Source organism: Streptomyces sp. bgisy100, from assembly GCF_057709105.1.
In genome coordinates, this window is record NZ_JBYITE010000001.1 from 1 (window position 1) to 26851 (window position 26851).

Here is a 26851-nt window from a genome sequence, read left to right on the forward strand (position 1 = left end):
GCCGTACGGCGCCACAGGAGCTGCCGTTGCGGCGGCACGGAAACGCGCGCCAGGCACCGGAATCGCGCGCCGCCGCACGGACGGGCAGAGGCCCACGGGGGAGGGCCGGCCCGTGCCATGACGCGAGGGGCGCGAGGGGCCACCGACGGGGAACGGTGTGTGCTCGCGCGGACCGGAGCGGCTCCGAAGAGCCGCCCCGCACCCGTCGGTTACGCGTAGGACGGGTCCTTCATCAGGATGGTCGCCAGCGGCTTGGTGGTGTCCTCCACGGCCAGCGCGGTGAAGGTGACACCGAGCTTCACCGCACCGGTGCGGGTGAACGAGATCTCCTCGGTCTCGGTGACCTGACCGCGCGGGATGATGAACCGGTAGGTCGCCGCCCCGCCGTCGGTGAACTCGATGCCGAGCTGCCGCTCGTCCTTCTTCGGCTCGGCGGACAGGTCGTACTTGAACTGCCCCGCGGCGGCGCCGGCGGCCACCGCGTCCCCGCCCATGAAGAACGGCAGCGTGTCCTTGTTCAGCTGGAGGAGCTGGAACTTCACGGTCAGGTCGCGGTCGGAGTAGATGAACCGCGCCGGACTCACCGACTGCCAGGTGTCGACCGGGTCGATCTTGTCCTTCTTGTTGAACTTGATGCCGTCGGTGGTGGTGTAGCCGAGGTCGATCCAGTCGGCGCTCCACGCGGCGGCGGTGTCGACCGGGGCGGCCTTGCCCGGGGCGGCGACCAGCACCCGCCCGGAACCGGCGACGCGAATCTCGGAACCCTTGTTGCCTGCCATGTGAACTCCTCATTCATCAGGTGGGTATGGCAAAGGCCCCGCCGGATCGTTCCGGCAGGGCCCGTAGGAGAGAGGCGCGAATCTGTGCCTCAGGCGATGTGAATCAGGCGTGCGGATCACGCGTGCGAATCAGGCGTGCGGATCGGGCGTGCGGATCACGCGGTACGGATTACGCAGTACGGATCAGCAGCCGCACGGTGGAGAGGTAGCGGTTGCCCGCGGGGCGGTTGTAGTCGGGCAGCCAGCGCGGGCCGTCCGCCTCGACGACATCGGTGACGTACGCGCTCCCGTACGTCGTGCCGCGCGCCTGGAGCAGTGCGGCGCGGGCGGCCAGGGCCACGCCGTGCGCGGCCGTCTTGTCCGGCCCGTAGACCTCGAGGTCCACCAGGGGCTGGTCGAGATGCTGGTCGTCCACCCAGGCCCCGCCGGTCCGTGAGACCAGCACGGCCTTCTGGGTGCCGTTGAAGCCGGCGGGCGGCCGGTTGTCGACCGTCACCCCGGCCAGCTCGGGACGGTCCTTGAGGTGGTCGACGACGAGGCGTTCCACATCGGGGAAAGCGATCAGGGCATCACTCACATGCGGGCTCCTTGTCGGAAGCGGTGGCAGGAGAGAAGCGCGCGGCCGCCGTCCGTGCGGATGGAGGAAGGAGTACGGACGGCGAGCCGCGCACATGCGAAACGGCGGACCGTTGCCCGGTGTCGGGCACAGCTCCGCCGCTGCACCAAGTGTGAACGAGATCGTGCGAGCGCGCAACCAACGCTGTCCCGAAAGAGATCGGGGACCAGTGCAGCCACTCGGGCAGCACTTCCGGAACCGGTTGGACCAGCCGATGGGCGGCCCGACGTGAACCCGTGCCCCAGCGGTCGGCCCGGCCCAACGCCCCGTAGACGACGAACTGCCCTCACCGCATCGAAGATGCGGTGAGGGCAGCGTGCTGGTAGCCGTGGGCGGGGCGGGTGACGGACTGACGAACTGCCGTTACACCCGCACACCCCCCGCCCCGCCCCGTCCAGCGCCTCGCCGGGTGAGGCGCTCGGCCGCGAACACGTCCTCCAGGCGGAACAGTTGGGCCCGTCCGCGCTTGCCCGCGGGCCGCAGGTGCCCCTGCTGCACCCACTTCCGTATCGTCGCCGCCGACACCTCGACCTCCAGGGCGGCGAGGGCGCCCGTGAGCAGTCCCGCGATCATGCTTCGTCTCCCGTCACCGCGGTGAGCAGGTCCTGCGGCAGAGTGCCGCTCATGTCCGCGAGTTCGGTCCAGCGGTCCTCCGGCCAGGTGTGCCGGTACGCCGGGCTGTCCGCGCAGCCGCACTCCTCGTCTGCGCAGCGGCAGGCCGGGTTGATGCACAGCACGGCCCGCCGGACGGGGAAGGCGCGCAGCGACACCGAGTCGCACCAGGGGCAGCGGCCCCGCACCCGGACCAGCGGCTCGGCCTCGCCGAGGGCCTGTCCGCAGCGGCGGGCCATCCGCCGGGCCTCCGTCAGCACATGTTCCAGGAGCACCCGGTCGTCGCCGATCCGGTCCAGCAGTCCGGCGATCCGCGCCAGCCGCTGCGGCACGTCCGCCTTGCGGGGACGGCCGAGCCGCAGCCGGTCCCGGACAGCCTCCTCCAGCTCGATCACGCCGTCGGTGATGTCCCGGAGGGCGTCGGAGACGTGCAGCCGCAGGGGTGCGGCCCCGCCGCCGAGCGGGGTGATGCCGTGCCGGGCGTTCCAGACGGCGGCGGCCCGGTCCGCGCGCGCCTCCTGGGCCTGCCGGAGGAGGTCCGCGGGGGCGAGGTCGTACGAGGGCCGGCTCCCGGGGCGGCCCGGGAGGAGCTCTTCGAGCAGCTCCGGGAACTGGCGGCTCAGCAGACCGAGCCAGGTGCGGGCGCGCTCGGCGGCCGGATCCGGCGCGGCCCCCGGGGCCGCCCGGTGCGGCGTACCGTCCATGGGCGCCGAAGAGGAAGTCGCCCTCCCGGACTGCGCCCCACTGACAGGCACCCCACTCGTGGCAGGCATCCCTGTCATGGCAGAGATCTCTTTCATGGCAGGCATCCCCCTCATGGCAGTCGTCGCCCTCCCGGCGGTGGTCTCACTCATGACAGCGGCACCTCGCGGCCGTTGCTCCACAGCCGGCCTCCGCAGACGCCGTCGAACCAGGTGTTCGCGGGGTCCACGGCGCGCAGGCAGAACTCGACGACAGGACAGGTGTTGCACGCCCGCAACGCGGGTGCGGCATCGATGGGGCGTCGGGAGAAGACGGCGGTCGGGGGGAGGGTGGCGCAGCGGGCACCTGCCCGCCAGTCGAAGCCCTCTGGATCGTGCGATGGCATGGGCACTCCGATGGGAAGGCCGAATCGGAACGGAGTGGGGGGAAGGGGCAAGATTCGAACGACCTTGCGAGCTCGGAGGGATTTTTTCATGTTGCGCACTCGCACGCAACTCACAGTTCCTTCACAACTACCGATGCCCGTTCCTGCTTTGCCCTTCGCGAGGTCGCGGGCACCTCTCCCCTCCAGCCCATTTCGCACGCGCACGCGCGTTACCCTGGTGCGCGGATGGAGGGAGCGGACGTGACGAAGGACACCCTGGAGGACTTCGCGGCCTGGATGGAGGACCTCATGCGGTCCCGGGGCTACGACATCGACCACCCGCGCGGCGGCGGCAGGTCCAAGGTCGCCGACGACGCGGGCGTGCACCGTGCCGCGGTCACCCGGCTGCTGCAGCGCCAGAGCATGCCCGACCTCGCGACCATGCGCGGACTGGCCCGCGCCCTGGACGTCCCCGTGCGGGACGTGCTGATCCGCTCGGGGAAGCTGACCGAAGAGGACCTGCCCGTGCCCGTGGCATACGCTCGGCAAAGCGCAGCAGGGAGCCGGAACATCACACTGGCGGAAGCTGCCGAGCTGCTCGGAATCCCCGAGGAGCGACGGGGGCTGTTCCTTCAGGTTGCGGCCCCGTTCCTGCCGTCCCAGGAGCCCGAGGCTCAGCGGCGCAGGGCGGGCACCGGCTGAGAACGGGAGAAACGGGGGTAACTTCATGGGCACGGACGAGAGCAGGGCGGCACCCGGCCGCCCTGGCACCGGACCACGCTCCGCCGCCCCCGACGCCTCCCGGCCGGTCACCCTGGATGCCCGCGAACTCGCCGGCTTACTCCTGGAGATGGGCCGCGCGACGACCGCCGGGGAGCTCGGCGTCCACCACCGGGACGCCCTGGAGCAGGCCCATGAGGCCGGCTACGCCCAGGGGTGGCAGGACGCCATGCGGCACCTCGCCGAGCAGGAGACCCGGGGCACCGGCGCCACCTCGCTCGCCGAGGTGATCGCCCTGATCGACTCGCCGCTGCCGGCACCGCGCGCCCGCGAACTCCGCAGCCAGGAACCGCTGATGCCGCACCGCAAGCGCAAGCCCGGTGAGCAGTCCGGCTGACGGCCCCGGGAAACGGGCCCCGTGCCCCTCGGCACGGCCCGCTCCCCCGCAGATCAGCCCATGCTCCTCGGAACGGCCGGCACCCCGGCAGCTCAGCCGACGCCCCTGCTCCTGCTCAGCCCATGCTCCTGCTCAGATCAGCCCGTGCTCCTGCAGATAGTCCAGCTGCGCCCGCACCGACAGCTCCGCCGCGGGCCACAGCGACCGGTCCACATCGGCGTAGACCTGCGCGACGACCTCGCCGGGCGTCCGGTACCCCGCCTCGACCGCCGTCTCCACCTGCGCCAGCCGGTTCGCGCGGTGCGCGAGATAGAACTCGACCGCGCCGCGGGCGTCGTTCAGCACCGGGCCGTGGCCCGGCAGCACCGTGTCCACGCCGTCGTCCACGGTGAGCGAGCGCAGCCGCCGCAGCGACTCCAGGTACTCGCCGAGCCGCCCGTCCGGGTGGGCCACCATGGTCGTGCCCCGGCCGAGGACCGTGTCCCCGGTCAGGACCGCCCCGTCGGCGGGCAGGTGGAAGGAGAGCGAGTCGGCGGTGTGGCCGGGAGTGGGCACCACCCGGAGCTCCAGCCCGCCGGTGGTGATCACGTCGCCGGCCTCCAGGCCCTCGTCCCCGAGCCGCAGCGCCGGGTCCAGCGCGCGGACCGGGGAACGGGTCAGCTCCGCGAACCGGCTCGCCCCGTCCGCGTGGTCCGGGTGCCCGTGCGTGAGCAGCGTCAGCCCGATCCGCTTGCCCGCCCGCTCCGCAGTGGCGATCACGGCACTGAGGTGGTCCTCGTCGAGCGGCCCCGGGTCGATGACCACCGCGAGGTCCGCGTCGGGCTCGGCGACGATCCAGGTGTTGGTGCCGTCCAGGGTCATCGGCGACGGGTTCGGGGCCAGCACGCAGACGGCACGCTCCGTCGCCGGGCCCGCGATGGTCCCGCCGCGCGGCTGCCCGGGCAGGGAGGCTGCGTACGTCATGAGGCGGCTCCGCCCTCGGCCGGGGAAGCCGGGGAAGCCGGGGAAGCCTGGGAAGCTTGGGAAGCTTGGGAAGCCGGGGAGATGTGCCGGGTGAATTCGTCGTGCCCCGGCCAGCTCAGCACGATCTCACCGTCCCGCAGCTCCGCCCGCGCCAGCACCGGGGTGAGGTCGCGCGTGGGCGCGGCATCCAGCGCCTGGCCCGCCGACCCGTACGGTTCCAGCTCCCGGAGCGTGGAGATGGTGGGCGGCATCATCAGCAGCTCACCCCGGTCGTAGCCCGCCGCCGCGTCCGCGGGGCGGATCCAGACCGTCCGGTCCGCCTCGGTGGAGGCGTTCCGGGTCCGCTGCCCCTGCGGCAGCACAGCCACGAAGAACCACGTGTCGTAGCGGCGCGGCTCGAACTCCGGAGTGATCCAGCGCGCCCAGCCGCTCAGCAGATCACTGCGCAGCACCAGCCCGCGGCGCGCCAGGAACTCGGCGAAGGACAGCTCCCGGGCGACGAGTGCGGCCCGGTCGGCCTCCCAGTCCTCGCCCGTGGTGTCCGCGACCACGGTGTCCGCGGACGGCCCCGCCAGCAGGACTCCCGCCTCCTCGAAGGTCTCGCGCACCGCCGCGCAGACGACCGACTGAGCGGCGGCCTCGTCGTTCAGGCCGAGCCGGGCCGCCCAGGCCTCGGGGGCGGGGCCGGCCCACCCGACGGACCGCTCGTCGCGCGGGTCCACCGAACCGCCGGGATACGCGTACGCGCCCCCGGCGAACGCCATGGAGGCCCGTCTGCGCAGCATGTGGACGACGGGCCCGTGCTCGGTGTCGCGCAGCAGCAGCACGGTGGCGGCACGGCGCGGCTCCACCGGCGTGAGCTCGCCGCCGGCGAGCGCGCGGATCCGGTCGGGCCACTCCGGCGGGTACCACTGGCCATTCGTGGTGGACATGGCCGGATGCTATGCGTTTCCGACGGGATGTTCGAGAGGCACCCGCGGCCGCCGGGCCGGGAAACGGTCCGGCCCGGGGCGGCAAAGCGGCAGCGGCCCGGCACCGGCCGGGGAGCCGCCCGCCGCCCCGCGGCGGCGCGGATCCGTACGGCGGTGGTCGGTCCGGGTGGTCAGTCCGCGATCTCGACCTGGATCTCGACCTCGACCGGAGCGTCCAGCGGCAGCACCGCGACACCCACGGCGCTCCGGGCGTGCACGCCCTTCTCGCCCAGGACCTCGCCGAGCAGCTCACTGGCACCGTTGACGACGCCGGGCTGGCCGGTGAAGTCCGACGCCGAGGCGACGAACCCGACCACCTTCACGACCCGCGCGATCCGGTCCAGGTCACCGACGGCCGACTTGACCGCGGCCAGGGCGTTGAGCGCGCACAGCCGCGCCAGCTCCTTGGCCTCCTCCGGCGTCACCTCGGCGCCGACCTTGCCCGTCACCCCGAGCTTGCCCTCGACCAGCGGCAGCTGCCCGGCGGTGAAGACATAGGAGCCGGAACGGACGGCCGGCACGTACGACGCCAGCGGCGCCGCGACGGCCGGCAGGGTGAGCCCCAGCGAGCTCAGCTTCTCCTCGACGGCGCTCATGCCTGCTTCTCCCGCTTGAAGTACGCCACCAGGGAGTCCCCGCCCTGCGGGCCCGGTACGACCTGGACGAGCTCCCAGCCCTCCTCGCCGAAGTTGTCGAGGATCTGCTTGGTGGCATGGATGAGCAGCGGCGCGGTCTGGTATTCCCACTTCGTCATGGGGCCGACTGTAATGCCTGTGGCCGAAGCCTCGTGCGTAGCCCGTGGCTCCACTGGTTAGGCTCCCCAGCATGAGCAGGTTCCACGTCGTCAGTGGCAAGGGCGGCACCGGCAAGACCACGGTCGCCGCTTCTCTCGCGCTCGCCCTCGCCGCGGAGGGGAAACGCACTCTGCTGGTCGAGGTCGAGGGCCGGCAGGGCATCGCGCAGCTCTTCGAGACCGAGGCGCTGCCCTACGAGGAGCGGAAGATCGCGGTCGCCCCGGGCGGCGGCGAGGTGTACGCGCTCGCCATCGACGCCGAGCGCGCGCTGCTCGACTACCTCCAGATGTTCTACAAGCTGGGCAGCGCCGGCCGGGCACTGAAGAAGCTCGGCGCGATCGACTTCGCCACGACCATCGCCCCCGGCCTGCGCGACGTCCTGCTCACCGGCAAGGCGTGCGAGGCGGTGCGCCGGAAGGGCCGGGACGGCCGCCCGGTCTACGACTCGGTGGTCATGGACGCCCCGCCGACCGGCCGGATCACCCGCTTCCTCAACGTCAACGACGAGGTCGCCGGACTGGCCCGGATCGGCCCGATACACAATCAGGCCCAGGCCGTCATGCGCGTCCTGAAGTCCGCCGAGACCTCCGTCCACCTGGTGACGCTGCTGGAGGAGATGCCGGTCCAGGAGACCATGGACGGCGTCGCGGAACTGCGGGAGGCGGGCCTGCCCGTCGGCGGCATCCTGATCAACATGGTGCGGCCGCAGGTCCTCGACGAGGAGGCCGTGGAGGCCGCGGCCACCAGCCGTCGCACGGCCGTCGCCAAGGCGCTCTCCCAGGCGGGACTGGGCGGGGCGCGCCGCGGCGGGCTGGCCGAGCGGCTCGTCGACCCGCTGCTGGCGGAGGCCCGCGAGCACGCCGAGCGCCTCCGGCTGGAGCGCGAGCAGCGGACGGCCATCGCCGACCTCGACCTGCCGACGTACGAACTGGAACTCCTCGGCGACGGAGGCGACCTCTCCGGCCTCTACCGGCTCGCCCGGGACCTGCGGAAGCAGGGCGTCGAGGAGGAAGCGTGGTGAGCCGGGGCGGCGACCGGCCCGGCCCCCGGGGCCACGCCGCCGGCCGGCCCGGCCGCACCCGCCCCGAGCCCCGCACCCGCCGTGACCGCCCCGAGTGCCGTGGACGAAGCGAGGACACCGCATGACCCTGGAGGCCGCTCCGCTGCTGGAGACCGACCCGCTGCTGGACGACCCCGGCACCCGCATCGTCGTGTGCTGCGGCTCCGGGGGCGTGGGCAAGACGACCACGGCCGCGGCGCTGGGCGTCCGGGCGGCCGAGCGCGGCCGGAAGGTCGTCGTCCTCACCATCGACCCGGCCCGCCGGCTCGCCCAGTCGATGGGCATCGCCTCGCTGGACAACGTCCCCCGCCGGGTCGAGGGGATCGACGCGGCACCCGGCGGCGAACTCCACGCGATGATGCTCGACATGAAGCGGACCTTCGACGAGGTCGTCGAGGCCCACGCGGACGCCGAACGGTCCCGCACGATCCTGGAGAACCCCTTCTACCAGTCCCTCTCCGCGGGCTTCGCCGGCACGCAGGAGTACATGGCCATGGAGAAGCTGGGCCAGCTGCGCGCGCGGGACGAGTGGGACCTCATCATCGTGGACACCCCGCCCAGCCGCTCCGCACTGGACTTCCTGGACGCCCCCAAGCGCCTCGGCTCGTTCCTGGACGGCAAGTTCATCCGGATGCTGATGGCCCCGGCCAAGATCGGCGGCCGGGCGGGAATGAAGTTCCTCAATGTCGGCATGTCGATGATGACCGGAACCCTCAGCAAGCTGATGGGGACGCAGCTGCTCCGCGACGTGCAGACGTTCGTGGCGGCGATGGACACCACGTTCGGCGGCTTCCGGACCCGCGCCGACGCCACCTACCGGCTGCTCCAGGCGCCGGGCACGGCGTTTCTGGTGGTCGCGGCGCCGGAGCGGGACGCCCTGCGCGAGGCCGCGTACTTCGTCGAGCGGCTGGCCGCCGAGAGCATGCCGCTGGCCGGGCTGGTGCTGAACCGGGTGCACGGCAGCGGCGCCGCTCAGCTCAGCGCGGAGCGCGCCCTGGCGGCCGCGGAAAATCTTGAGGAAAGCCGCATTGTCGATCGTGCGGGCGGGCAAGCTGGCACTCGTACGCCCGAGAGCCCCGACGGTGACTCCCCCGCGGTCGAGGGCGATTCGGATCCCGCAGAACTACTCGCCGCCGGACTGCTGCGGCTGCACGCCGAACGCATGCAGGTGCTCGCGCGTGAGCAGCGCATGCGCGACCGGTTCACCGCCCTGCACCCGGAGGTCGCCGTGGCCGAGGTGGCGGCACTGCCCGGTGACGTCCACGACCTCGACGGCCTGCGCGCCATCGGAAACCGGCTCGCGACCGGCAGCCCGGTCGGAGTCTGAGCCCGGCCCGTCAACGACCCACCGCCCCTGACCGACCGCGCATCCGACCGACCTCGCAACCGACCGGTCGCGCCCGCGCGGGGCCGCGACCGGCGCGCACCTCTGCGAACGGCCCATCCGGCGTTGGCCGATCGGGCTCGGACCGGTGGGGCGCCGAGTCACGACACCTCGCGTCATGGCATGCCTCGCCCCGGTGCGGCGACGCGTTACGGCGTCGCCGCACCGGGGTGCGCGAGATCACCGCGCCTCGCCGGGGTGACCGGCACCGGGCCACCGAAGGATCGGCAGCTCCCGTACCGACGGCGTACAGCCGACGGCGCACGAGCTGCCGACCCCGGAATCGGCACACGGATGAGACGCGGATGGTGAGGGGGCCGGTGGATGAGGAACTGTTCCCAGCGGATCCGGCGGGTTCCTGTCCGGTGTCGCGAGCGACGGCGGACCGAACGGCGGCAGACGTGGGTGTGGGGGGCCACGGGAGCAGTTCAGCGCATCCGGAGCCGGCTACCCCGCCGCAGCGAAGTCCTCGTCCTCCAGCTCCACCGGCAGGATGCCGATGCTCTGCTCGTACTCCGTCCGCGCGGTCTCCAGGAGCCTGCGCCATGAGGTGACCGTGGGACGACGGCGCAACAGCGCGCGCCGCTCCCGCTCGGTCATGCCACCCCACACGCCGAACTCGACGCGATTGTCGAGCGCGTCGGCAAGGCACTCGGTGCGCACCGGGCATCCGGTGCAGACCGCTTTGGCCCTGTTCTGCGCTGCCCCCTGGACGAACAGTTCGTCCGGATCAGTCGTGCGGCACGCTGCCAGCGTGCTCCAGTCGGTAACCCAGCTACTCATGCTGGTGCCGTCCTCTCCCGAATCGAGGCTCCCCCACGGCGGCAGCGGCATATTCACCGTTGCCAGTTGAGGACGTTACGGAAGGCAGACAGGGCGCAACACCCCCTGCGGGCCCAATCTTGGATGGCCCGAACGGACTATGCGTACGCGGCAGATCACCCAACGGAGTGATGTGAGGGCATACGTGACAATCCCGACAAAGCGGGATGGTTGCGAGGCCTCGCCGAGGATGCCGGACGGCACAGGACGTCACTCCGGACACAACTCCGTCCGGGGGGAGGACGAGGAGGAGAAGCGCGGAGGACACACGTCGCCGTGACAGTCAGAGACAGCTTAGGCCAAGGGATGTATACGTGTCCGGCGAATGAGAACGTAGGCTGCCCTCATGTCTCAGAAGCGTTCGGGCGGTGGTCTGAGCAGAACACAGCAGGCCGCCAGGTTCCTCGGTGTCAGCGTGCTAGCCGGAGCCGTACTGGCGGGCATCGCACTCCCCGCCGCGGGAGCCCTGGGCCTCGCGGCCAAGGGGTCCGTCGAGGGCTTCGACGAGATCCCGGCGAACCTCAAGCGGCCGCCGCTGAGCCAGAAGACCACGATCCTGGACGCCAAGGGCGGCAAGATCGCCTCGGTCTACTCCCGCGACCGCACCGTGGTGGACCTCGACGACATCTCCCCGTACATGCGGAAGGCGATCGTCGCGATCGAGGACGCCCGCTTCTACCGGCACGGGGCGATCGACCTGAAGGGCATCCTGCGGGCCCTCAACAAGAACGCCCAGAACGGCGGCGTCTCCCAGGGCGCCTCCACCCTCACCCAGCAGTACGTGAAGAACGTCTTCGTGGAGGAGGCCGGCGACGACCCCGACAAGGTCGCCCAGGCCACCCAGCAGACGATCGGCCGCAAGGTCAAGGAGATCAAGTACGCGATCCAGGTGGAGGAGGAGCTCGGGAAGAAGAAGATTCTCGAGAACTACCTCAACATCACCTTCTTCGGGCAGCAGGCCTACGGCGTCGAGGCCGCGGCCCAGCGCTACTTCAGCACCTCGGCGAAGGACCTGAAGCTGGAGGAGGCCGCGCTGCTGGCCGGGATCGTCCAGTCGCCCAGCCGCTGGGACCCGATGAACAACGAGGGCGAGGCCACCAAGCGTCGTAACTCCGTCCTCCAGCGCATGGCCGACCTGGGCGACATCTCCCAGTCCCGGGCCGACGCGGCCAAGCGGAAGCCGATCCGGCTGGACGTCAGCACGCCGCGGAACGGCTGCATCACCGCCACCAGCGCGGCCGGCTTCTACTGCGACTACGTCCGTGAGGTCTTCCTCCAGGACGAGGCCTTCGGCAAGAGCCGCAAGGCACGGGCCAAGCGCTGGGCGCAGGGCGGCATGACGATCCGCACCACGCTCGACCCGAAGGCCCAGAAGTCGGTCCAGGCCTCGATCGACGACCACGTCTCGCAGGGCGACAAGGTCGCCACCGCGGTGTCGCTGATCGAACCGGGCACCGGCCGGATCATGGGCATGGGCCAGAGCAGGCCGTACGGCTTCGGCGACCACGAGACGCAGATCAACCTGTCCGTGGACCGGCAGATGGGCGGCTCGAACTACGGCTTCCAGGTCGGTTCGACGTTCAAGCCGGTCACCGCCGCGGCGGCGCTGGAACAGGGCCTGCCGATGAGCAAGAGCTACTCGGCGCCGTACAAGATGGCGTACCCGAGCCCGGTCAAGACCTGCAAGGGCAACTGGGTCAACACCGACGGCGCCACGGTCAGCAACGAGCTGGAGTCCGAGGTCGGGCCGTACGGGATGAAGGAGGCGACCGCCAAGTCGGTCAACACCTACTTCGTGCAGCTGATCAGCGACATCGGCGTCTGCCCCGTCACCGACCTGGCGTCCGACCTGGGGATCCGGATGGGCAACGGCGACAAGCTGCCGCAGGGCCCCGCGGTCACCCTGGGCAGCGCCACCATCTCCCCGCTGGCCATGGCCAACGCCTACGCCACCTTCGCCAACCGGGGCACCTACTGCACCCCGGTCGCCATCGACTCCGTCACCGACGCGGCCGGCCGGAAGCTGCGCGTGCCCAAGACCAGCTGCAAGAAGGTCATGTCGCAGAAGACCGCGGACAGCATCAACACCCTGCTGCGCGGTGTGGTCGAGGACGGCACCGGTAAGCAGGCGGGCCTCTCGGGCCGGGACAGCGCGGGCAAGACCGGCACCACCGACGGCCGCGTGGCCGCGTGGTTCGTCGGCTACACGCCGAACCTGGCCGGCGCGGTCTGGGTCGGCAGCCCGACCACGAAGGTGCCGATGGAGAACATCACCATCGGCGGGCAGTACTACCCGAAGGTCTTCGGCGGCGGGGTCCCCGGACCGATCTGGCGCGACGCGATGAGCGGCGCGCTGGAGGGGAAGCCGGCGCCCCGGCTGCCGACGGTGCACGTCGCGGAGCCGCCCGCGGCCAAGCCCGACCGCCCCGGCCACGGTGGCGGCAACGGTGGCGGCGGTGGCGGTGGCGACTTCGAGTGGCCCGAGATCTCGCTCCCGCCGAACCTCATCGGCGGCGGCGACGGCGGTTTCACGGGCGGCGGCAACGGGCGCGGCCGGAAGCACTGAGCACGCCGCGCGGAGCCGGCGCGGAGCCGGCCGATGAGCGGCAGTGCTCGGAGCGGAGCTGACGGGGCGGCCCCGGACCATGCGGTCCGGGCCGCCTCCGTCATATGTGCCGACCGGTGCGGAGGGCAGGTCAGCCCGCGAGGTGGCGCTTGACCTCGGCGGCGACCCGGCCGCCCTCGGCCCGCCCGGCGACCTTGGGGTTCACGATCTTCATGACCGCGCCCATGGCCCGCGGCCCCTCGGCGCCACCGGCCACGGCCTCCTCCACGGCATCCGCGACCAGCGCGCTCAGCTCCTCGTCGGAGAGCTGCTGCGGCAGGTACGCGGCCAGCACCTCGCCCTCGGCCTTCTCCCGCTCGGCCTGCTCGGTCCGGCCGCCCTGGGCGAACGCCTCGGCCGCCTCCCGGCGCTTCTTCGCCTCGCGGGCGATCACCTTCCGCACCTCGTCGTCGGAGAGCTCGCGCGCGGACTTGCCCGCGACCTCCTCGTTGGTGATCGCGGAGAGGGTGAGGCGGAGAGTGGAGGAGCGCAGCTCGTCACGGGCCTTGATCGCCGCGGTGAGGTCGTCCTTAAGTGTGGCCTTGAGCGTGGTCATGCCGATGAGTATGCCCGGCAGGGCTGGGCCCCGCCCACCGCATTCCTGCCGCCCCGGCCCGGAGACCGTGCCGCCGTCCGCCCCGGGACAGCCGAAGGATCACGGCCGTCGCAGGCCCCTGCGCCGCGTGCGCGACCGCCGTCGGAGGGCGACGCGTGCGGTCCCCCGGCGAGGGCGCCCCTGGAGCCCGCACGGACCGCCCGGACTGCCCGGTCCCCGCACCGTCTGCGACCATGGGGCCATGCGCGCGCGATACGCAGTACCCCTGGGAATCACGGCAGTCGGCGCGGCCGGCCTCGCCTACGCAACCGGCATCGAACCCCGCTCGTTCCGGCTCCGCCGGATCACGGTGCCGGTGCTGCCGCCCGGGATGCGGCAGCTGCGCATGCTCCAGGTCTCGGACATCCACATGGTCTCGGGACAGGGCAAGAAGCGGCGGTGGCTGCAGTCGCTCGCCGGCCTGCGGCCCGACTTCGTCATCAACACCGGTGACAACCTCTCCGACAAGAAGGCCGTCCCCGAGGTGCTTGACGCGCTCGGACCGCTGATGGAGTTTCCCGGGGCGTACGTCTTCGGCTCGAACGACTACTACGCACCCCGGCTGCGCAACCCCGGCCGCTACCTCCTGGAGCGGGCCCGCGGCCAGCACGGCCTCAACGGCAAGAACGATCCCGCGGTCGGCGTCGAGCGCAACCCGTGGGAGGGCATGCGGGACGCCTTCGACGCGGCGGGCTGGGTGGGGCTCTCGAACAGCCGCGGCCGGCTGAAGCTCGGCGGGCTCGACGGCCTGGAGATCGCGCTCACCGGGCTGGACGACCCGCACATCAAGCGGGACCGGTACGCCGAGGTGGCGGGCGGCCCCGAGGACGCGGACCTCTCGCTGGCCGTCGTCCACGCCCCGTACCTGCGGACCCTCGACGCCTTCACCGCGGACCGCTACCCGCTGATCCTGGCCGGGCACACCCACGGCGGTCAGCTCTGCGTCCCGTTCTACGGGGCCCTGGTCACCAACTGCGACCTGGACACCCGGCGGGTCAAGGGCCTGTCGACGCACAGCGCCGAGGGCAGGACCTCCTACCTGCACGTCTCGGCGGGCTGCGGCGCCAACCGCTACACCCCGGTGCGCTTCGCCTGCCCGCCCGAGGCGACGCTGCTGACCCTGACCGCGCGCGACGCCTGACCCCACCGCACCCCCGCTGCCCGGACCGGGTGGCCGCTCCCGCGCGGCCACCGGCCCGGGCAGTCCCTTTCCCGGCACGGCGCCCCCGCATCCGGTGGTGACCGGGAAACCACGGGCAGGACCTGTGACGGCGGTCACATCCAGCGACACGCGGGCGGAGCACGGCCGCCTCCCGTTCCGCCCCGCCCGCCGGGAACGGCGACAACTCCGTCAACCCCGCCCGCCCTTCCGCCGCTCGGGCTCCCACCGCCGACGCGGAGCCGGACGAGGCGCCACCCGCTGCGAGCAGGTAACCGGATTTCGCGTGGGGCGACAGGTCCGCTAAAGTAGAGCTCGTTGCTTCGGGGTGTAGCGCAGCTTGGCAGCGCGCTTCGTTCGGGACGAAGAGGTCGTGGGTTCAAATCCCGCCACCCCGACTGAAGGAACACCAGGTCAGGGGCCTGATTCGAGAAATCGGATCAGGCCCCTGCCGCATTTCCGGAGGGGATGAGAAAAAGCCCGGGAGAGATCTTGGATCCTGCCCCCGGGCCGGTGCCCGCCGACACCCTCTCAGACGTTCCTGCCCCGAGATCATCGGGACGGACGAGTCGAAGCAGCCGCTGCCCCTTGCCGAACAAGCCGGTCCGGACGCGCCCACCCAGGCGCAACGTATGCGATGCCGCGCGGCGGTACATCCACAGCGCGCTCCGCCAGGCGCAGTTCATGCACGGGCAGCTCAGAGGAGCGGCCGGGGAAACCGAGAAGTTCCTGACGTCCCATCACCATCCCGGGACTCCCCCGGCATGCTCCGAGCCGCGCTATACGACGGTGTTCACCACTGCGGCGGTCGTCGCCGCCGCGATGGTCGTCAGCGCCAAGTGCACCGAGTTCGCCAGCTGATGCATGACCGGCTCGGCCCAGTGCACCTCGGTCAGCTCGGCCATGCGCTTCCGGGCGGCCGCCCGGTCGGCCTCGTCGAAGACCAGCTCGTGCAGCCCACCGCTGTGCAGCAGCACCACCAGTGCGGCCGTGCGCGCGTCGGGCTCCTGACCCTCGAGTACCACCGCCGAAAGCGTCCGGCGCAGCTGCCTCTCGACCGTGCCGTCGGCCTCCGGGTAGCGACTGGCGGGGAAGATGCCCCAACGCCTCGTCCGCTCCTCACGGATGACGCCCTTCTCGACCAGTGCCCGCCGGGTGTCGTCGACGGCCGGCTTCCTGAGCCGGAAGATCCACGCCTGCGCGTCCTCCCGTTCGCTCTGCGCGGCGATCCGCTGCAGCGTCCCGTCCAGGGCCGGAATCCCCAACGGCGTGGGGTCGGTGACGACCAGGTGGTCGCCCTCCGACCGGACCCGGCCCGCGAGCGCCAGTTCCAGCACGGAGGCGCTGGAGGAGATCGCGAACTCGCACTGCACCGGGAGTCGAGGGATGCCGGTGGTGTCGTCGAGCGACAGGAGCATGATCTGCTCACCGAGTGAGGTTTCCATATTTATGGATCTCTCCCCGCCTTGATCGATGAAACTCACCTGATCACCGCAAAGAGGGTGAGAACACCTGACGGTCGATGCGCGTCACGGCGGCGGGCCCGGCCGGGGTCTGCCGCCGACGGGAACCACGGAGAGGGCGGTGCCGCCACCACCGGAGCGGTTCGGCGGCCGGGCCCGGCGCAGCCGCGGCGACCGCTTCCGCACTCGCTCAGGGGACCGGACATCCGGCCTTGCCGAGGACCGGAACGGGGCCCGCCGGATCTTGTCGGGGGCCGGTGCGGGGCCCCGGCCAGGTCCGGTCCCCCTCCCGGCCTGAACATCCGTGGGGCGCCTGGGGTCACCGCGCCGGCGCTTGGTACGCGGCCCGGGACCGCCGGGGTACCGCTCTCGCGCGCGGACCGCCGGGGGCTCCTGCGCACGGACCGCGTGGCACTGCTCGCACACGCCGGAGCCGCGGCGTCGGCCGGGCGCGGGCCGCGCCCCGGCCTATTCTTCGGGCAGGCTCTCCCAGGCTTCGCCCTCCCCGAAGAGCTCGTACCCGTGCTCGGCCGCGATCCGCGCCGCGTGCGAGCGGCTGCGGATGACGACCTCGTGCTTCCTGCTGCGGACCGCGGCCTGGGTGCCGTCGTCCTTCTCCGTCGTCACGATGGCGTAGGTCTCGTAGACGACCTGGCCCGGTTCCTTCTTGCTCCAGACCACATGCATGCTGGTTCCCATCGGGCACGCTCCCCGGTGGACGACTCCCCTGGTCCCAGCTTCTCACCTGGTGCGGATCATCGCCCCACGACGCAGTCGCACGACTTTGACCTGGGAAAACGATGCGTTCGGCGGAATCTGCAGGGGGCAAATCCACCCCCTTTCGAGATCATTACGAGCGCAGGGACGCCGGCGGCCCCGACGCCTGCTCCGGACCCCGGTTCCGGCCCCCGAGCCGGCCCCGGGGGCAGCTTTGAGGGCGGCCCTCCACGCTCCCGTGCGGAGGGCGCGGAGGGCACTCCGCGGAAGTTATCCACAGGCTGGGGGCCGCCCCACCACGATGTCGGCACGTCTGCGCAGAATGGGGCCATGACTGACGACACCACTGGGTCCTCCGGCTCCGTGCCGGACTGGGAGAAGCGCTTCAGGGCACCGCGGGTCGGGCTGCCCGACTGGGCGGAGGACGCGCCGGACCGGTCGCTGTTCGTCTCGAACGCGACCGGTACCTACGAGCTCTACGCCTGGGACCGCACCACGGGCGGGCAGCGACAGGCGACGGACCGGCCGAACGGCACGACGGACGGGCTGCTTTCGCCGGACGGCGAGTGGATCTGGTGGTTCAACGACACCGACGGCGACGAGTTCGGCGTCTGGCTGCGGCAGCCGTTCAGCGGCGGGGCGGACGAGCCCGCGACCCCGGGCCTCGAGCCCTCCTACCCGGCCGGTCTGGCGCTGGGCCGGGACGGCACGGCCGTGGTCGGCCGCTCCACGGACGAGGACGGCTCGACGATCCATGTACTGCGCCCGGGCGCCGAGCCGGTGGAGATCTACCGGCACCGGGAGTCGGCGGGGGTCGCCGACCTCTCCCGCGACGGCACGCTGATCGCCATGGAGCACACCGAGCACGGCGACGCCATGCACTCCGCGCTCCGGGTGCTCCGGCTCGACGGCTCGGTGGTGGCCGAACTCGACGACACCAAGGGCGGCACGGCGGAGCTCGGCCTGAGCTGCCTGGGATTCTCCCCGCTGGACGGCGACTCCCGGATGCTCGTCGGGCACCAGCGCAGCGGCCGCTGGGAGCCGATGATCTGGGACCCGCTGACGGGCGAGGAGACCGCCCTCGCCATCGAGCTGCCGGGAGACATCGAGGCCGAGTGGTTCCCCCGGCCTCCCGGGGACAGCGCCTCCCGGCCGACGGGTACGCCGGCGGACGCCGGGGACGGCTCCGCCCTGCTGATCGAGCAGAGCCATCAGGCCCGCAGCCGGCTGTGGCGCTACGAACCCGCCACCCATGAGCTGCTGCCGCTGGAGACCCCGCCCGGCACGGTGTCCGGGGCGACGGCCCGGCCGGACGGATCGGTGGAGTACCTCTGGTCCTCGGCGGCGCTGCCGCCGGTGGTCCGCTCCACGACGGGACGGACCGTGCTGGATCCCCCCGGGATGAAGGCGCCGAAGTCCGTGCCGGTCACGGACGCCTGGGTGGAGGGACCCGGCGGCCGGGTGCACGCGCTCGTGCAACAGCCCGAGGGCGAGGGCCCGTTCCCGACGGTGTTCGACATCCACGGGGGGCCGACCTGGCACGACAGCGACGCCTTTGCGGGCGGCCCGGCGGCCTGGGTGGACCACGGCTTCGCCGTCATACGGGTCAACTACCGCGGTTCCACCGGGTACGGACGCGCGTGGACGGACGCCCTCAAGCACCGGGTGGGGCTGATCGAGCTGGAGGACATCGCCGCGGTCCGCGACTGGGCCGTGGAGTCCGGGCTCGCCGATCCGGACCGCCTGGTTCTGGCGGGCGGCTCCTGGGGCGGCTATCTGACGCTGCTCGGTCTGGGCACCCAGCCGGAGGCCTGGGCCCTGGGCCTGGCGGCCGTCCCGGTCGCGGACTACGTCACCGCCTACCACGACGAGATGGAGGCGCTGAAGGCCATGGACCGCACCCTGCTGGGCGGGACGCCGGAGGAAGTACCGGAGCGGTTCGCGGCCTCCTCCCCGCTGACCTACGTGGACCAGGTGCGCGCACCGGTCTACATCTCGGCCGGCGTGAACGACCCGCGCTGCCCGATCCGGCAGGTGGAGAACTACGTCCGGCGGCTGGCCGACCGGGGAGCACCGCACGAGGTGTACCGCTACGACGCGGGGCACGGCTCCCTGGTCGTGGAGGAGCGCATCAAGCAGCTGCGGCTGGAGATCGACTTCGCCGAGCGGCACCTGAAGTCCGGAAACGGCGGCTGAGGACCGGGCGCAACCCGGATCACGGGGAGCGGACCTGACGGCTGGGGGCAGTGCCTGACGAGGCCCCCGGCCGCAGGCTCCGGTCGGACGGGCCTCAGGAGCGGCCGGCCGGGTCCGACTCCGGCACCGCACGCCCGGAACCGGTGTCGCTCGGACCGCTCACCGGAGCCCGTCCAGGAGCATGTTCCGTCTGCTCGGCGGGGCTCGTCCGCTCGGCGGGTCCGGGCTGCTCCGACCGTCCACCCGCTTCCGGCCCTTCGGCCCGTTCCGCCCGGTCGGCTCGTCCTGTCCGGTCGGCTACCGCCTGCTCGGTCTGCTCCGGCAGCAGTCCCAGGGCCAGATCGCGCTGCGCTTCCGCCTCCCGACGCAGCAGACGGAACCACATGAAGACCACAAACCCGGCAAAGACGAACCACTCGCCCGTGTAGCCGAGGTTCTGGAACGCCTTGAGGTCCAGGCCGCTCCCCTGCGGGGCAGTCGGGGGCACCGGCCGCAGCGCGCCCTGCGCCCCGGCCCCGGCACCGGCCCCGGCACCGGTCTCGGCACCGGTCTCGGGGAGCGTGATCCAGGCGTCGTACACCCCGTACGGCACCACGTTCACCAGCGACGCCGCGCTGATCATGCCGAGTTGCCCCCGGGGAAGCCCTCCGGAACGGGCCCCGTCGCTGCTCTGCGTCTCCGAGGACTGCAGCGCCCCGGTCACGGTGACCTTGCCGCGCGGCGGCTCGGGAACATCGGCCCGGTCGGCGTCGCCGGGCAGCCAGCCGCGGACGACGGGCAGCGCGTCGCCGCCCTCGGTACGCAGCAGCGTGAGGACGTAGAAGCCGTTCCGGTCGCCCAAGCGGCGGTCGGGGACGAGCAGTTGGGTGTCGTAGCGGCCGGTCGCGGTGGCGCGCCGGCCCGACGTCTCCTTGGTCACCGGCAGCAGGTCGGCCAGCGGCGCCGCCGCCTCCTCGGCATGGGCGTCCGCGTCCCGCTGCTGCTCCCGATGGGACTCCACACGCGTCTCGAAGCGGCCCAGCTGCCAGCTGCCCATGAAGAGGCAGAACGGCACGCCGAGCGCGACGAAGAGGTTGATTCCCCACCAGCGGGGCGTCAGCAGGAACCGGTACACACCACCACGGTACGGGCCACAGCCGGGGCCCCCGCCCCCGGGGTCACCGCCTTCCCGGCCCACCGGCGTCCGGACAAGCCCCGACCCGGGGCAGGCATCCGGGCAGCCGGGCAGCCGGGCGGCCGGACGAACAGCCCGGCCGGACAGCCCGGCCGGAGAAAGCCCCGACAGCCACTTGAGCGGTCACTCGAGCGACCTCTCGAGCGGTCACTCGATCGATCACCCACGAGCCACTTCAGCAGCCGTCTCAGCAGCCGTTCCAGCAGTCGCTCAGGCGGTCGCCAGTGCCCCCGTACGGTAGATCGTCCCCGCGCACGCGTTGGTGATGGTGGCGTCGGCGGCGCTGGGCGCACCGGCCTGCGGGGTGTGACTGAGTGCCACGCTGCCCGCGGGCGGAGTGCCCTGGTCGCCCTCGGCCGTATCGGCCACCGTCGCGCCGTCCGGTTCACCCGCGGCACCCGAGCTGCCCGGGTCCGGCGTCGAACCGGGGTTGGGGCAGCCACCCGCACCCCCCTCGGCCGGGACCCAGGCGAACTTCACCTGATAGGCGACCCCCGGCTGGAGGATCACCGTCTGAGGCTGGGTGGCCGGGTCGGGCAGAGCGGTGGCCGGGTCACCCGCGGTGTGGTCCACCACGGAGATCCGGGTGCCGTCGGCGCCGCCCTGCGCGGTTGCGAAGACCTGTCCGCCACCGTCGACGGTGCAGGCCGCGTCGGAGGTGTTGGTGACCTGGAAGGAGCCGTACACGGTGCTCGAACCGTCGAGCGTTGCGGGTGTGGCGACACCGCCGCTGAGCTGGTCCCGGGTGCAGGTCGGCGAGGTGGCGGCCATGGTCTCGGCCGGGCCCTCCCCGCCACCGACCGTGCCACCGCCCGGCTGCTCCGACGCGTCGCCCTTCTCGCTGTCCCGGTCGCGCTTGCCGCTCTCGGTCTCCTTGTCGGACGGCTCCTTCGCCTTCTCGCCGCCCTCGGTTTCGGCGGCGGTGCCACCGGAGCCGCCCTGAGTCCGTTCGCTGTGCCCGGCGTTGGCCGGGTGCGCCTCCGTCACCCCCGAGTCGCGGGCGACATGCACCAGCGCGGGCACGGCACTGCCGACCAGCAGCACTGCGGCCGCCGCGCCGACCAGTGCCTGCCGCTTGCGGGCACGCCGCGCCGGTACCGCGTACCGGAGATGGTCGAGGGCGTGCGGCGCCGGCTCGATGTCGTCGACGGCGGTGTGCAGCAGCGCCCGGAGGGCCTGCTCGTCCAGGCCGGGCCCGTCCGCGTCCCGCGGCACCTCGGAATCCGCATTCCGCCGCACCTGGGAACCGGCGGAGCCACGGACCGCCCCGAGCAGAGCCGTCACCCCGGCGTCGGAGGCGTGTGCCACGGAATCGCTCTCGGAACCGTCCGCCGCGGCATCCGTCGCGGATGCGGCCTCGGAGGCATCCGTCACCGCGTCGGCCCCGGATCCATCCGTCGCTCCGGAAGCCACCCCGGAGTCGTCCGCCCCGGAGTCGTCCGCCGCGGAACCGGCCTCAGCCGAATCCGTCGCGCTGCCGTCGGCCCGGGAAGCGCCTGCCTCGGGACCATCCGACGCATCCAGCCCCTCGACGGCCTCGCAGCCGCCCTCGGCCGCGTCGCCCTCCGCAGCGGAAGCCCCAGCCTCCGCCCCCTCGGACGCGCCATCCGGCACGGCCACTTCTCGACCCGTATCGGACGCCGAGCGCCCCGCATCGGAAGCCTCGCACCCCGGAACGGACGTCCCCTGCACCGGAACGGACGACTCACGCTCGGCGTCGGACACCCCGCGCTCCGGACCGGAGGACCCCTCGCGTCCCCGGACGCACGCCTCGGGTTCTCTCTCCGGCCCGTGCTGCTGCTCGCTCATGCCGGAGCCTCCATGGCGACGCGGAGCGCCGCGATGCCCCGCGAGCCGTACGCCTTGACCGAACCCAGCGATATCCCGAGCGTCTCGGCCACCTGGGCCTCGGTCATGTCGGCGAAGTAGCGCAGCACGAGGACCTCGCGCTGCCGGCGCTGCAGTCCGCGCATCGCCTTGATCAATTGGTCGCGCTCCAGCTGCTCGTACGCCCCCTCCTCGGCGCTCGCCATGTCGGGCATCGGCTTGGACAGCAGCTTCAGCCCGAGGATGCGGCGGCGCAGCGCGGAGCGGGACAGGTTGACGACCGTCTGCCTGAGATAGGCGAGAGTCTTCTCCGGGTCGCGGACCCTACTACGCGCGGAATGCACGCGTATGAACGCCTCCTGCACGACGTCCTCGCACGAGGCCGTGTCGTCGAGGAGGAGGGCGGCGAGACCGAGCAGGGACCGGTAGTGGGCACGGTAGGTCTCGGTGAGGTGATCGACTGTGGTACCCGCGGTCATCGCCTCGTCAGCGCCCTCGCGCTGCGACGGTACGTGGGTGGTCTGCGCAGCGGGCATGGGCGCGATCACCGGCATTCCACCGGTCGCGCGAGGACGGAGCGGTCGCAGGACCGCCGTGCCGCCCCCGTGGGGCGCTGCCATGCCGAGTACTTCTGCCACGCTTGTTGGACACGCTTCCCCCCCTGAGGGTTGTACGCGTGAGCCACCGCTTTCGACAAAGCACTACATGCCCTCATGCGCACCGTTCTTCCCAAATGCCCCAATTAATTCAGCGACTCCGAGCGACGGCAGCAAAGACGCTCCCCACCCACCGCCGGTTGCAGTGAGTGGGGAGCGAATAGTCGAACAGATCGTCAGCCCAGTTCAAGGGTACGGACCAACGACTTGATCACATAACCTTCACAGACTGTCGGGGAGTCACCCGTCACGGGGCTACGCGGAGGTGAGCTCCGCGGCGACGACCTCGGCGATCTGAGCGGTGTTCAGCGCGGCGCCCTTGCGGAGGTTGTCACCGCACACGAAGAGCTCGAGCGCCTGCGGGTCGTCCAGGGAGCGCCGCACCCGGCCCACCCAGGTCGGGTCGGTGCCCACGACGTCCGCCGGAGTCGGGAACTCGCCCTGCGCCGGGTTGTCGCACAGCACCACACCGGGCGCGCCGCTCAGGATCTCGTGCGCCTTGGCGACCGAGACCTCGCTCTCGAACCGCGCGTGCACGGTCAGCGAGTGCGTGGTGACCACCGGGACGCGGACACAGGTCGCCGTGACCCGCAGGTCGGGCAGGCCCAGGATCTTCCGCGACTCGTTGCGGACCTTGAGCTCCTCGGAGGTCCAGCCGTCGTCCTTCAGCGAACCGGCGAACGGCACCACGTTGAGCGCGATCGGCGCCGGGTACGGGCCGAACTCGCCCACCGCGCGGCGCACATCGCCGGGCTGGGTGCCCAGGTCCGTGCCCGTCACCTTGGCGAGCTGGTCCCGGAGGGTGTCGACGCCTTCCTTGCCCGAGCCGGAAACGGCCTGGTAGGAGGAGACGATCAGTTCGGACAGGCCCCACTCGGAGTGCAGCGCGCCCATCGCGACGATCATCGACAGGGTGGTGCAGTTGGGGTTCGCGATGATGCCCTTCGGGCGGACCCGCGCGGCGCGGGCGTTCACCTCGGGGACCACGAGCGGGACGTCCGGGTCCATCCGGAAGGCGCCGGAGTTGTCGACGGCGACCGCGCCCTTGGCGGCGGCGACCGGCGCCCACTCGGCCGAGACCTCGTCCGGCACGTCGAACATCGCGACGTCGACGCCCTCGAACGCCTCCTCGCTCAGCGCGACGACCTCGACCTCCTCACCGCGGACGACGAGCTTCTTGCCCGCCGAGCGCGGTGAGGCGATGAGGCGGATCTCGCCCCAGATGTCGGCACGCTCCGAGAGAATGCCGAGCATCACGGTGCCGACGGCGCCGGTGGCGCCGACGACAGCCAGGGTGGGCTTGCGCCCGGGGGCGGAAGTCATCGCCCGGTACCTCCGTAGACGACGGCCTCGTCGCTCTCACTGTCGAGGCCGAAGGCGGTGTGCACCGCGCGCACGGCCTCGTTGACGTCGTCGGCACGGGTGACGACGGAGATACGGATCTCCGAGGTGGAGATCAGCTCGATGTTGACCCCGGCGTTGGACAGGGCCTCGAAGAAGCCGGCGGTGACGCCCGGGTTGGTCTTCATGCCCGCGCCGACCAGCGAGATCTTGGCGATCTGGTCGTCGTAGCGCAGGGACTCGAACCCTATGGCGTTCTTCGTCCGCTCCAGAGCCGTGATGGCCTTGCGGCCCTCGGTCTTCGGCAGGGTGAAGGAGATGTCGGTCAGGCCGGTCGACGCGGCCGAGACGTTCTGCACCACCATGTCGATGTTGATCTCGGCGTCCGCGATCGCACGGAAGATCGTCGCGGCCTCGCCCGGCTTGTCCGGCACCCCGACGACCGTGACCTTGGCCTCGGACGTGTCGTGGGCAACCCCCGAAATGATCGCCTGCTCCATCGGCTGGTCGTCCCCTCGCGGTTCGTTGCTGACCCACGTGCCCCGGAGGCCGGAGAACGACGACCGGACGTGGATCGGAATGTTGTAACGGCGTGCGTACTCGACGCACCGGTGCAGCAGCACCTTGGACCCGGAGCTGGCCAGCTCCAGCATGTCCTCGAACGAGATCCAATCGATCTTGCGGGCCTTCTTGACCACCCGCGGATCGGCGGTGAACACACCGTCGACATCGGTGTAGATCTCACAGACCTCGGCGTTCAGCGCGGCGGCCAGTGCCACCGCGGTGGTGTCCGAGCCGCCCCGCCCCAGCGTGGTGATGTCCTTCTTGTCCTGGGACACACCCTGGAAACCGGCGACGATGGCGATGTTGCCCTCGTCGACGGACTGCTGAATACGGCCCGGCGTGACGTCGATGATCCGCGCTTTGTTGTGGACCGAGTCGGTGATGACGCCGGCCTGGCTGCCGGTGAACGACTGGGCCTCGTGACCCAGGTTTTTGATCGCCATCGCCAGCAGCGCCATGGAGATTCGCTCTCCGGCGGTCAGCAGCATGTCGAACTCTCGTCCGGCAGGGATCGGGGATACCTGCGCAGCGAGATCGATCAGCTCGTCCGTCGTGTCACCCATCGCCGAAACCACGACGACCACCTGGTGGCCGCTCCTCTTGGCTTCGACGATCCGCTTGGCGACGCGCTTGATGCCTTCGGCATCAGCAACGGAGGAGCCGCCGTACTTCTGCACGACAAGGCCCACGTGCGCTCCTCGCAACTCTTGTCTTCCGGGGACCCCGAATCAGGATCCTTCGGTCGGCTCAGTCTATCGAGCAGGGGAAAAGAGCCACCCTGGTATCGCATGGTGAGACCCGAGGTTCACCACGTGATCACAGGCGCGCTGCCTTTCCGAGCCCGCTCCGGCAAGGCCCCTGCCCGCTGGAGGGCAGAGCACACGGAAACGTAACCCAGTTCACACGGCGGTGTGCCGTGAGCGCGCGCATACGGGGTACCCGGCGGCCTGGGCCGGCTCCCGCAGCGCAAGGCCCGGTACGGGGCTCAGCTGCGGACCGGACGGACGCCCAGCGGGGCGGCGATCTCCTGGGCCATCACCCGGCCCGCCTCCTCCTCCAGCGACACATCGGCCACCGCGACGGTGTCCGTGTCCAGCCCGTCCAGCTCGTCGAGCGGGCTCTCGGTGCGGATGTGGGCGAGCAGCGACTGCAGGGCGCGGAGCGCCGCGGAGGCTGTCGGCCCCCAGTTGGAGAAGTACGAGAACTGCCACCACCACAGCGCCTCGGTCACCCGGCCCGCCCGGTAGTGGGCCATGCCGTGCCGCAGGTCGGTGATGATGTCGGCGAGGTCGTCGGAGATCCGGCAGGCCACCGGCTCGCTGCGGGGCACGTACGGGTCGAAGACCTCGGAGTAGACGTCCGCCGGGTCCAGCAGCAGGGCGAAGCGTTCCCGCAGCTCGTCGACGTCGTCCGGCTCCGGGCCGGCGTCCGTCTCGTACCGCTCGTCCGGGACGATGTCCTCGTGCGCCCCCAGCCGGCCGCCCGCCAGGAGCAGCTGGGACACCTCCAGCAGGAGATACGGGATCGCGCTGCCCGGCTCGTCGCCCTTCGCCACTTCCGTGACCGCGACGATGAAGCTCTCGACCTGGTCGGCGATCTGGACGGCGAAGTCGTCCGGGTCCTGCTTGCTGTCGTGGAGCGTGGCGTCAGACATCGAGAAGTCGTCTCCCTTCGAAGGCACGCCCCAGCGTGACCTCGTCGGCGTACTCCAGGTCTCCCCCGACGGGGAGCCCGCTGGCCAGTCGCGTGACCTTCAGGCCCATGGGCTTGACCATGCGGGCGAGGTAGGTGGCGGTCGCCTCCCCCTCGAGATTCGGGTCGGTGGCCAGGATCAGCTCGGTGACGACACCGTCGGCGAGCCTGGCCAGCAGTTCCCGGATCCGCAGGTCGTCCGGGCCCACGCCCTCGATGGGGCTGATCGCCCCGCCGAGCACGTGATAGCGGCCGCGGAACTCACGGGTCCGCTCAATCGCGACGACGTCCTTCGGCTCCTCCACGACGCAGATGACCGCCCGGTCCCGGCGCGGGTCCTGGCAGACCCGGCACTGCTCCTCCTGCGCGACGTTCCCGCAGACGGAACAGAACCGGACCTTGGCCTTGACCTCGGTCAGTGCGTGGGCGAGCCGACGGACGTCGGCCGGCTCGGCCTGGAGGACGTGGAAGGCGATCCGCTGCGCGCTCTTGGGACCGACGCCGGGCAGCCTGCCCAACTCGTCGATGAGGTCCTGGACCACGCCTTCGTACACGGAACGCCGTCTCCTTCTTCTTTCCTGGTGCGTACGCTAGTTGATCCGTTCTAAGGTCCGGATCAGAACCGGCTCACCGGCCGGTTCCGATTCCGGTTCCGGGCGAACGGACCGGGCACGGCCA

General features: G+C 71.7%; 27 protein-coding genes and 1 tRNA gene. 8 read left to right on the top strand and 20 right to left on the bottom strand.

The features are described 5' to 3' along the window. Positions 1–209: 209 nt before the first annotated feature. From AC3EQ1_RS00005 to AC3EQ1_RS00025, 5 genes are all read right to left on the bottom strand, one after another. A complete protein-coding gene (locus AC3EQ1_RS00005; RefSeq protein ID WP_432092143.1) occupies positions 210–779 on the bottom strand; it encodes a phage tail tube protein in 570 nt (189 codons plus the stop codon). A gap of 169 nt (positions 780–948) precedes the next feature. Continuing rightward, complete coding sequence (locus tag AC3EQ1_RS00010; protein WP_432092144.1) at positions 949–1356, bottom strand: hypothetical protein; 408 nt, start codon at positions 1354–1356, stop codon at positions 949–951. 402 nt (positions 1357–1758) lie between these two features. After that, entirely contained in the window at positions 1759–1968 is a 210-nt protein-coding gene (locus AC3EQ1_RS00015; RefSeq protein WP_432092145.1) for a helix-turn-helix domain-containing protein, read from the bottom strand. After that, on the bottom strand, positions 1965–2711 hold the full coding sequence (locus tag AC3EQ1_RS00020) for a hypothetical protein (protein WP_432092146.1): 747 nt from the start codon (positions 2709–2711) through the stop codon (positions 1965–1967). Before AC3EQ1_RS00020 ends, AC3EQ1_RS00015 begins: the two co-directional genes overlap by 4 nt. Before the next feature lie 146 nt (positions 2712–2857). Beyond that, a complete protein-coding gene (locus tag AC3EQ1_RS00025; RefSeq protein WP_432092147.1) occupies positions 2858–3094 on the bottom strand; it encodes a WhiB family transcriptional regulator in 237 nt (78 codons plus the stop codon). A 240-nt stretch (positions 3095–3334) separates the two neighbouring features. Here AC3EQ1_RS00025 and AC3EQ1_RS00030 point away from each other — a divergent pair, with 240 nt between their 5' ends. Together AC3EQ1_RS00030 and AC3EQ1_RS00035 are read left to right on the top strand one after the other, a co-directional pair. Continuing rightward, positions 3335–3775: a helix-turn-helix domain-containing protein gene (locus AC3EQ1_RS00030; protein ID WP_388857396.1), complete on the top strand. Its 441-nt coding sequence runs from the start codon at positions 3335–3337 to the stop codon at positions 3773–3775. Between the two features lie 25 nt (positions 3776–3800). Beyond that, on the top strand, positions 3801–4190 hold the full coding sequence (locus tag AC3EQ1_RS00035) for a hypothetical protein (protein ID WP_432092148.1): 390 nt from the start codon (positions 3801–3803) through the stop codon (positions 4188–4190). Positions 4191–4322: 132 nt separating this feature from the next. Here AC3EQ1_RS00035 and AC3EQ1_RS00040 read toward each other — a convergent pair whose 3' ends face one another. From AC3EQ1_RS00040 to sp36, 4 genes are all read right to left on the bottom strand, one after another. Next, complete coding sequence (locus AC3EQ1_RS00040; protein ID WP_432092149.1) at positions 4323–5153, bottom strand: MBL fold metallo-hydrolase; 831 nt, start codon at positions 5151–5153, stop codon at positions 4323–4325. After that, the gene (locus tag AC3EQ1_RS00045; RefSeq protein WP_432092150.1) at positions 5150–6085 is read right to left on the bottom strand and encodes an NUDIX hydrolase; all 936 of its coding nucleotides are present in this window, start codon (positions 6083–6085) and stop codon (positions 5150–5152) included. The genes AC3EQ1_RS00040 and AC3EQ1_RS00045 overlap by 4 nt, the downstream gene beginning before the upstream one ends. Before the next feature lie 170 nt (positions 6086–6255). Beyond that, positions 6256–6720 (bottom strand): RidA family protein, encoded by a 465-nt coding sequence (locus AC3EQ1_RS00050; RefSeq protein WP_432092151.1) that lies wholly within the window; start codon positions 6718–6720, stop codon positions 6256–6258. Next, positions 6717–6878 (bottom strand): Sp36 family protein, encoded by a 162-nt coding sequence (gene sp36 / locus AC3EQ1_RS00055; RefSeq protein ID WP_351507959.1) that lies wholly within the window; start codon positions 6876–6878, stop codon positions 6717–6719. Before sp36 ends, AC3EQ1_RS00050 begins: the two co-directional genes overlap by 4 nt. Positions 6879–6949: 71 nt before the next feature. Between sp36 and bagA the strand changes: the two genes are divergently transcribed. Next, the gene (gene bagA / locus AC3EQ1_RS00060; RefSeq protein ID WP_351507957.1) at positions 6950–7939 is read left to right on the top strand and encodes an ATPase BagA; all 990 of its coding nucleotides are present in this window, start codon (positions 6950–6952) and stop codon (positions 7937–7939) included. A gap of 121 nt (positions 7940–8060) precedes the next feature. Continuing rightward, a complete protein-coding gene (gene bagB, locus AC3EQ1_RS00065) occupies positions 8061–9305 on the top strand; it encodes an ATPase BagB (protein WP_432092152.1) in 1245 nt (414 codons plus the stop codon). A 504-nt stretch (positions 9306–9809) separates the two neighbouring features. Here the strand turns inward: bagB and AC3EQ1_RS00070 are convergent. Then, positions 9810–10196, bottom strand: coding sequence for a WhiB family transcriptional regulator (locus AC3EQ1_RS00070; RefSeq protein WP_388857618.1), 387 nt, complete (start codon positions 10194–10196; stop codon positions 9810–9812). A 334-nt stretch (positions 10197–10530) separates the two neighbouring features. On the opposite strand from AC3EQ1_RS00070, the gene AC3EQ1_RS00075 reads away from it, so the two are divergent. Continuing rightward, a complete protein-coding gene (locus AC3EQ1_RS00075; RefSeq protein WP_432092153.1) occupies positions 10531–12750 on the top strand; it encodes a transglycosylase domain-containing protein in 2220 nt (739 codons plus the stop codon). Between the two features lie 130 nt (positions 12751–12880). Here AC3EQ1_RS00075 and AC3EQ1_RS00080 read toward each other — a convergent pair whose 3' ends face one another. After that, on the bottom strand, positions 12881–13345 hold the full coding sequence (locus AC3EQ1_RS00080) for a GatB/YqeY domain-containing protein (protein ID WP_432092154.1): 465 nt from the start codon (positions 13343–13345) through the stop codon (positions 12881–12883). A gap of 241 nt (positions 13346–13586) precedes the next feature. Between AC3EQ1_RS00080 and AC3EQ1_RS00085 the strand changes: the two genes are divergently transcribed. Together AC3EQ1_RS00085 and AC3EQ1_RS00090 are read left to right on the top strand one after the other, a co-directional pair. Continuing rightward, a complete protein-coding gene (locus AC3EQ1_RS00085; RefSeq protein WP_432092155.1) occupies positions 13587–14525 on the top strand; it encodes a metallophosphoesterase in 939 nt (312 codons plus the stop codon). A 342-nt stretch (positions 14526–14867) separates the two neighbouring features. After that, a tRNA-Pro gene (locus AC3EQ1_RS00090) sits at positions 14868–14941 on the top strand. Positions 14942–15322: 381 nt separating this feature from the next. Here AC3EQ1_RS00090 and AC3EQ1_RS00095 read toward each other — a convergent pair. Both AC3EQ1_RS00095 and AC3EQ1_RS00100 read right to left on the bottom strand, forming a co-directional pair. Next, positions 15323–15988 carry a GOLPH3/VPS74 family protein gene (locus AC3EQ1_RS00095; protein WP_432092156.1) on the bottom strand — a complete coding sequence of 222 codons (666 nt, stop codon included), beginning with the start codon at positions 15986–15988 and terminating at the stop codon, positions 15323–15325. Positions 15989–16474: 486 nt separating this feature from the next. Further along, positions 16475–16705, bottom strand: coding sequence for a hypothetical protein (locus AC3EQ1_RS00100; RefSeq protein ID WP_351507945.1), 231 nt, complete (start codon positions 16703–16705; stop codon positions 16475–16477). Positions 16706–17053: 348 nt separating this feature from the next. Between AC3EQ1_RS00100 and AC3EQ1_RS00105 the strand changes: the two genes are divergently transcribed. Next, entirely contained in the window at positions 17054–18919 is a 1866-nt protein-coding gene (locus AC3EQ1_RS00105; protein WP_432092157.1) for a S9 family peptidase, read from the top strand. Positions 18920–19013: 94 nt separating this feature from the next. Here AC3EQ1_RS00105 and AC3EQ1_RS00110 read toward each other — a convergent pair whose 3' ends face one another. The 7 genes from AC3EQ1_RS00110 to recR all read right to left on the bottom strand — a co-directional run bounded on the left by AC3EQ1_RS00110 (position 19014) and on the right by recR (position 26727). Then, on the bottom strand, positions 19014–20033 hold the full coding sequence (locus AC3EQ1_RS00110) for an SURF1 family protein (RefSeq protein WP_432092158.1): 1020 nt from the start codon (positions 20031–20033) through the stop codon (positions 19014–19016). Positions 20034–20303: 270 nt separating this feature from the next. Then, entirely contained in the window at positions 20304–21707 is a 1404-nt protein-coding gene (locus AC3EQ1_RS00115) for a hypothetical protein (RefSeq protein WP_432092159.1), read from the bottom strand. A gap of 191 nt (positions 21708–21898) precedes the next feature. Further along, positions 21899–22540 carry a SigE family RNA polymerase sigma factor gene (locus AC3EQ1_RS00120; RefSeq protein ID WP_388857439.1) on the bottom strand — a complete coding sequence of 214 codons (642 nt, stop codon included), beginning with the start codon at positions 22538–22540 and terminating at the stop codon, positions 21899–21901. A 291-nt stretch (positions 22541–22831) separates the two neighbouring features. Beyond that, complete coding sequence (locus AC3EQ1_RS00125) at positions 22832–23899, bottom strand: aspartate-semialdehyde dehydrogenase (RefSeq protein WP_432092160.1); 1068 nt, start codon at positions 23897–23899, stop codon at positions 22832–22834. Continuing rightward, positions 23896–25170, bottom strand: coding sequence for an aspartate kinase (locus AC3EQ1_RS00130; protein WP_351507932.1), 1275 nt, complete (start codon positions 25168–25170; stop codon positions 23896–23898). Before AC3EQ1_RS00130 ends, AC3EQ1_RS00125 begins: the two co-directional genes overlap by 4 nt. A gap of 296 nt (positions 25171–25466) precedes the next feature. Next, positions 25467–26135: a DUF5063 domain-containing protein gene (locus AC3EQ1_RS00135; RefSeq protein WP_351507931.1), complete on the bottom strand. Its 669-nt coding sequence runs from the start codon at positions 26133–26135 to the stop codon at positions 25467–25469. Beyond that, positions 26128–26727, bottom strand: coding sequence for a recombination mediator RecR (gene recR / locus AC3EQ1_RS00140; protein WP_351507929.1), 600 nt, complete (start codon positions 26725–26727; stop codon positions 26128–26130). The genes AC3EQ1_RS00135 and recR overlap by 8 nt, the downstream gene beginning before the upstream one ends. Between the last annotated feature and the right edge of the window lie 124 nt (positions 26728–26851).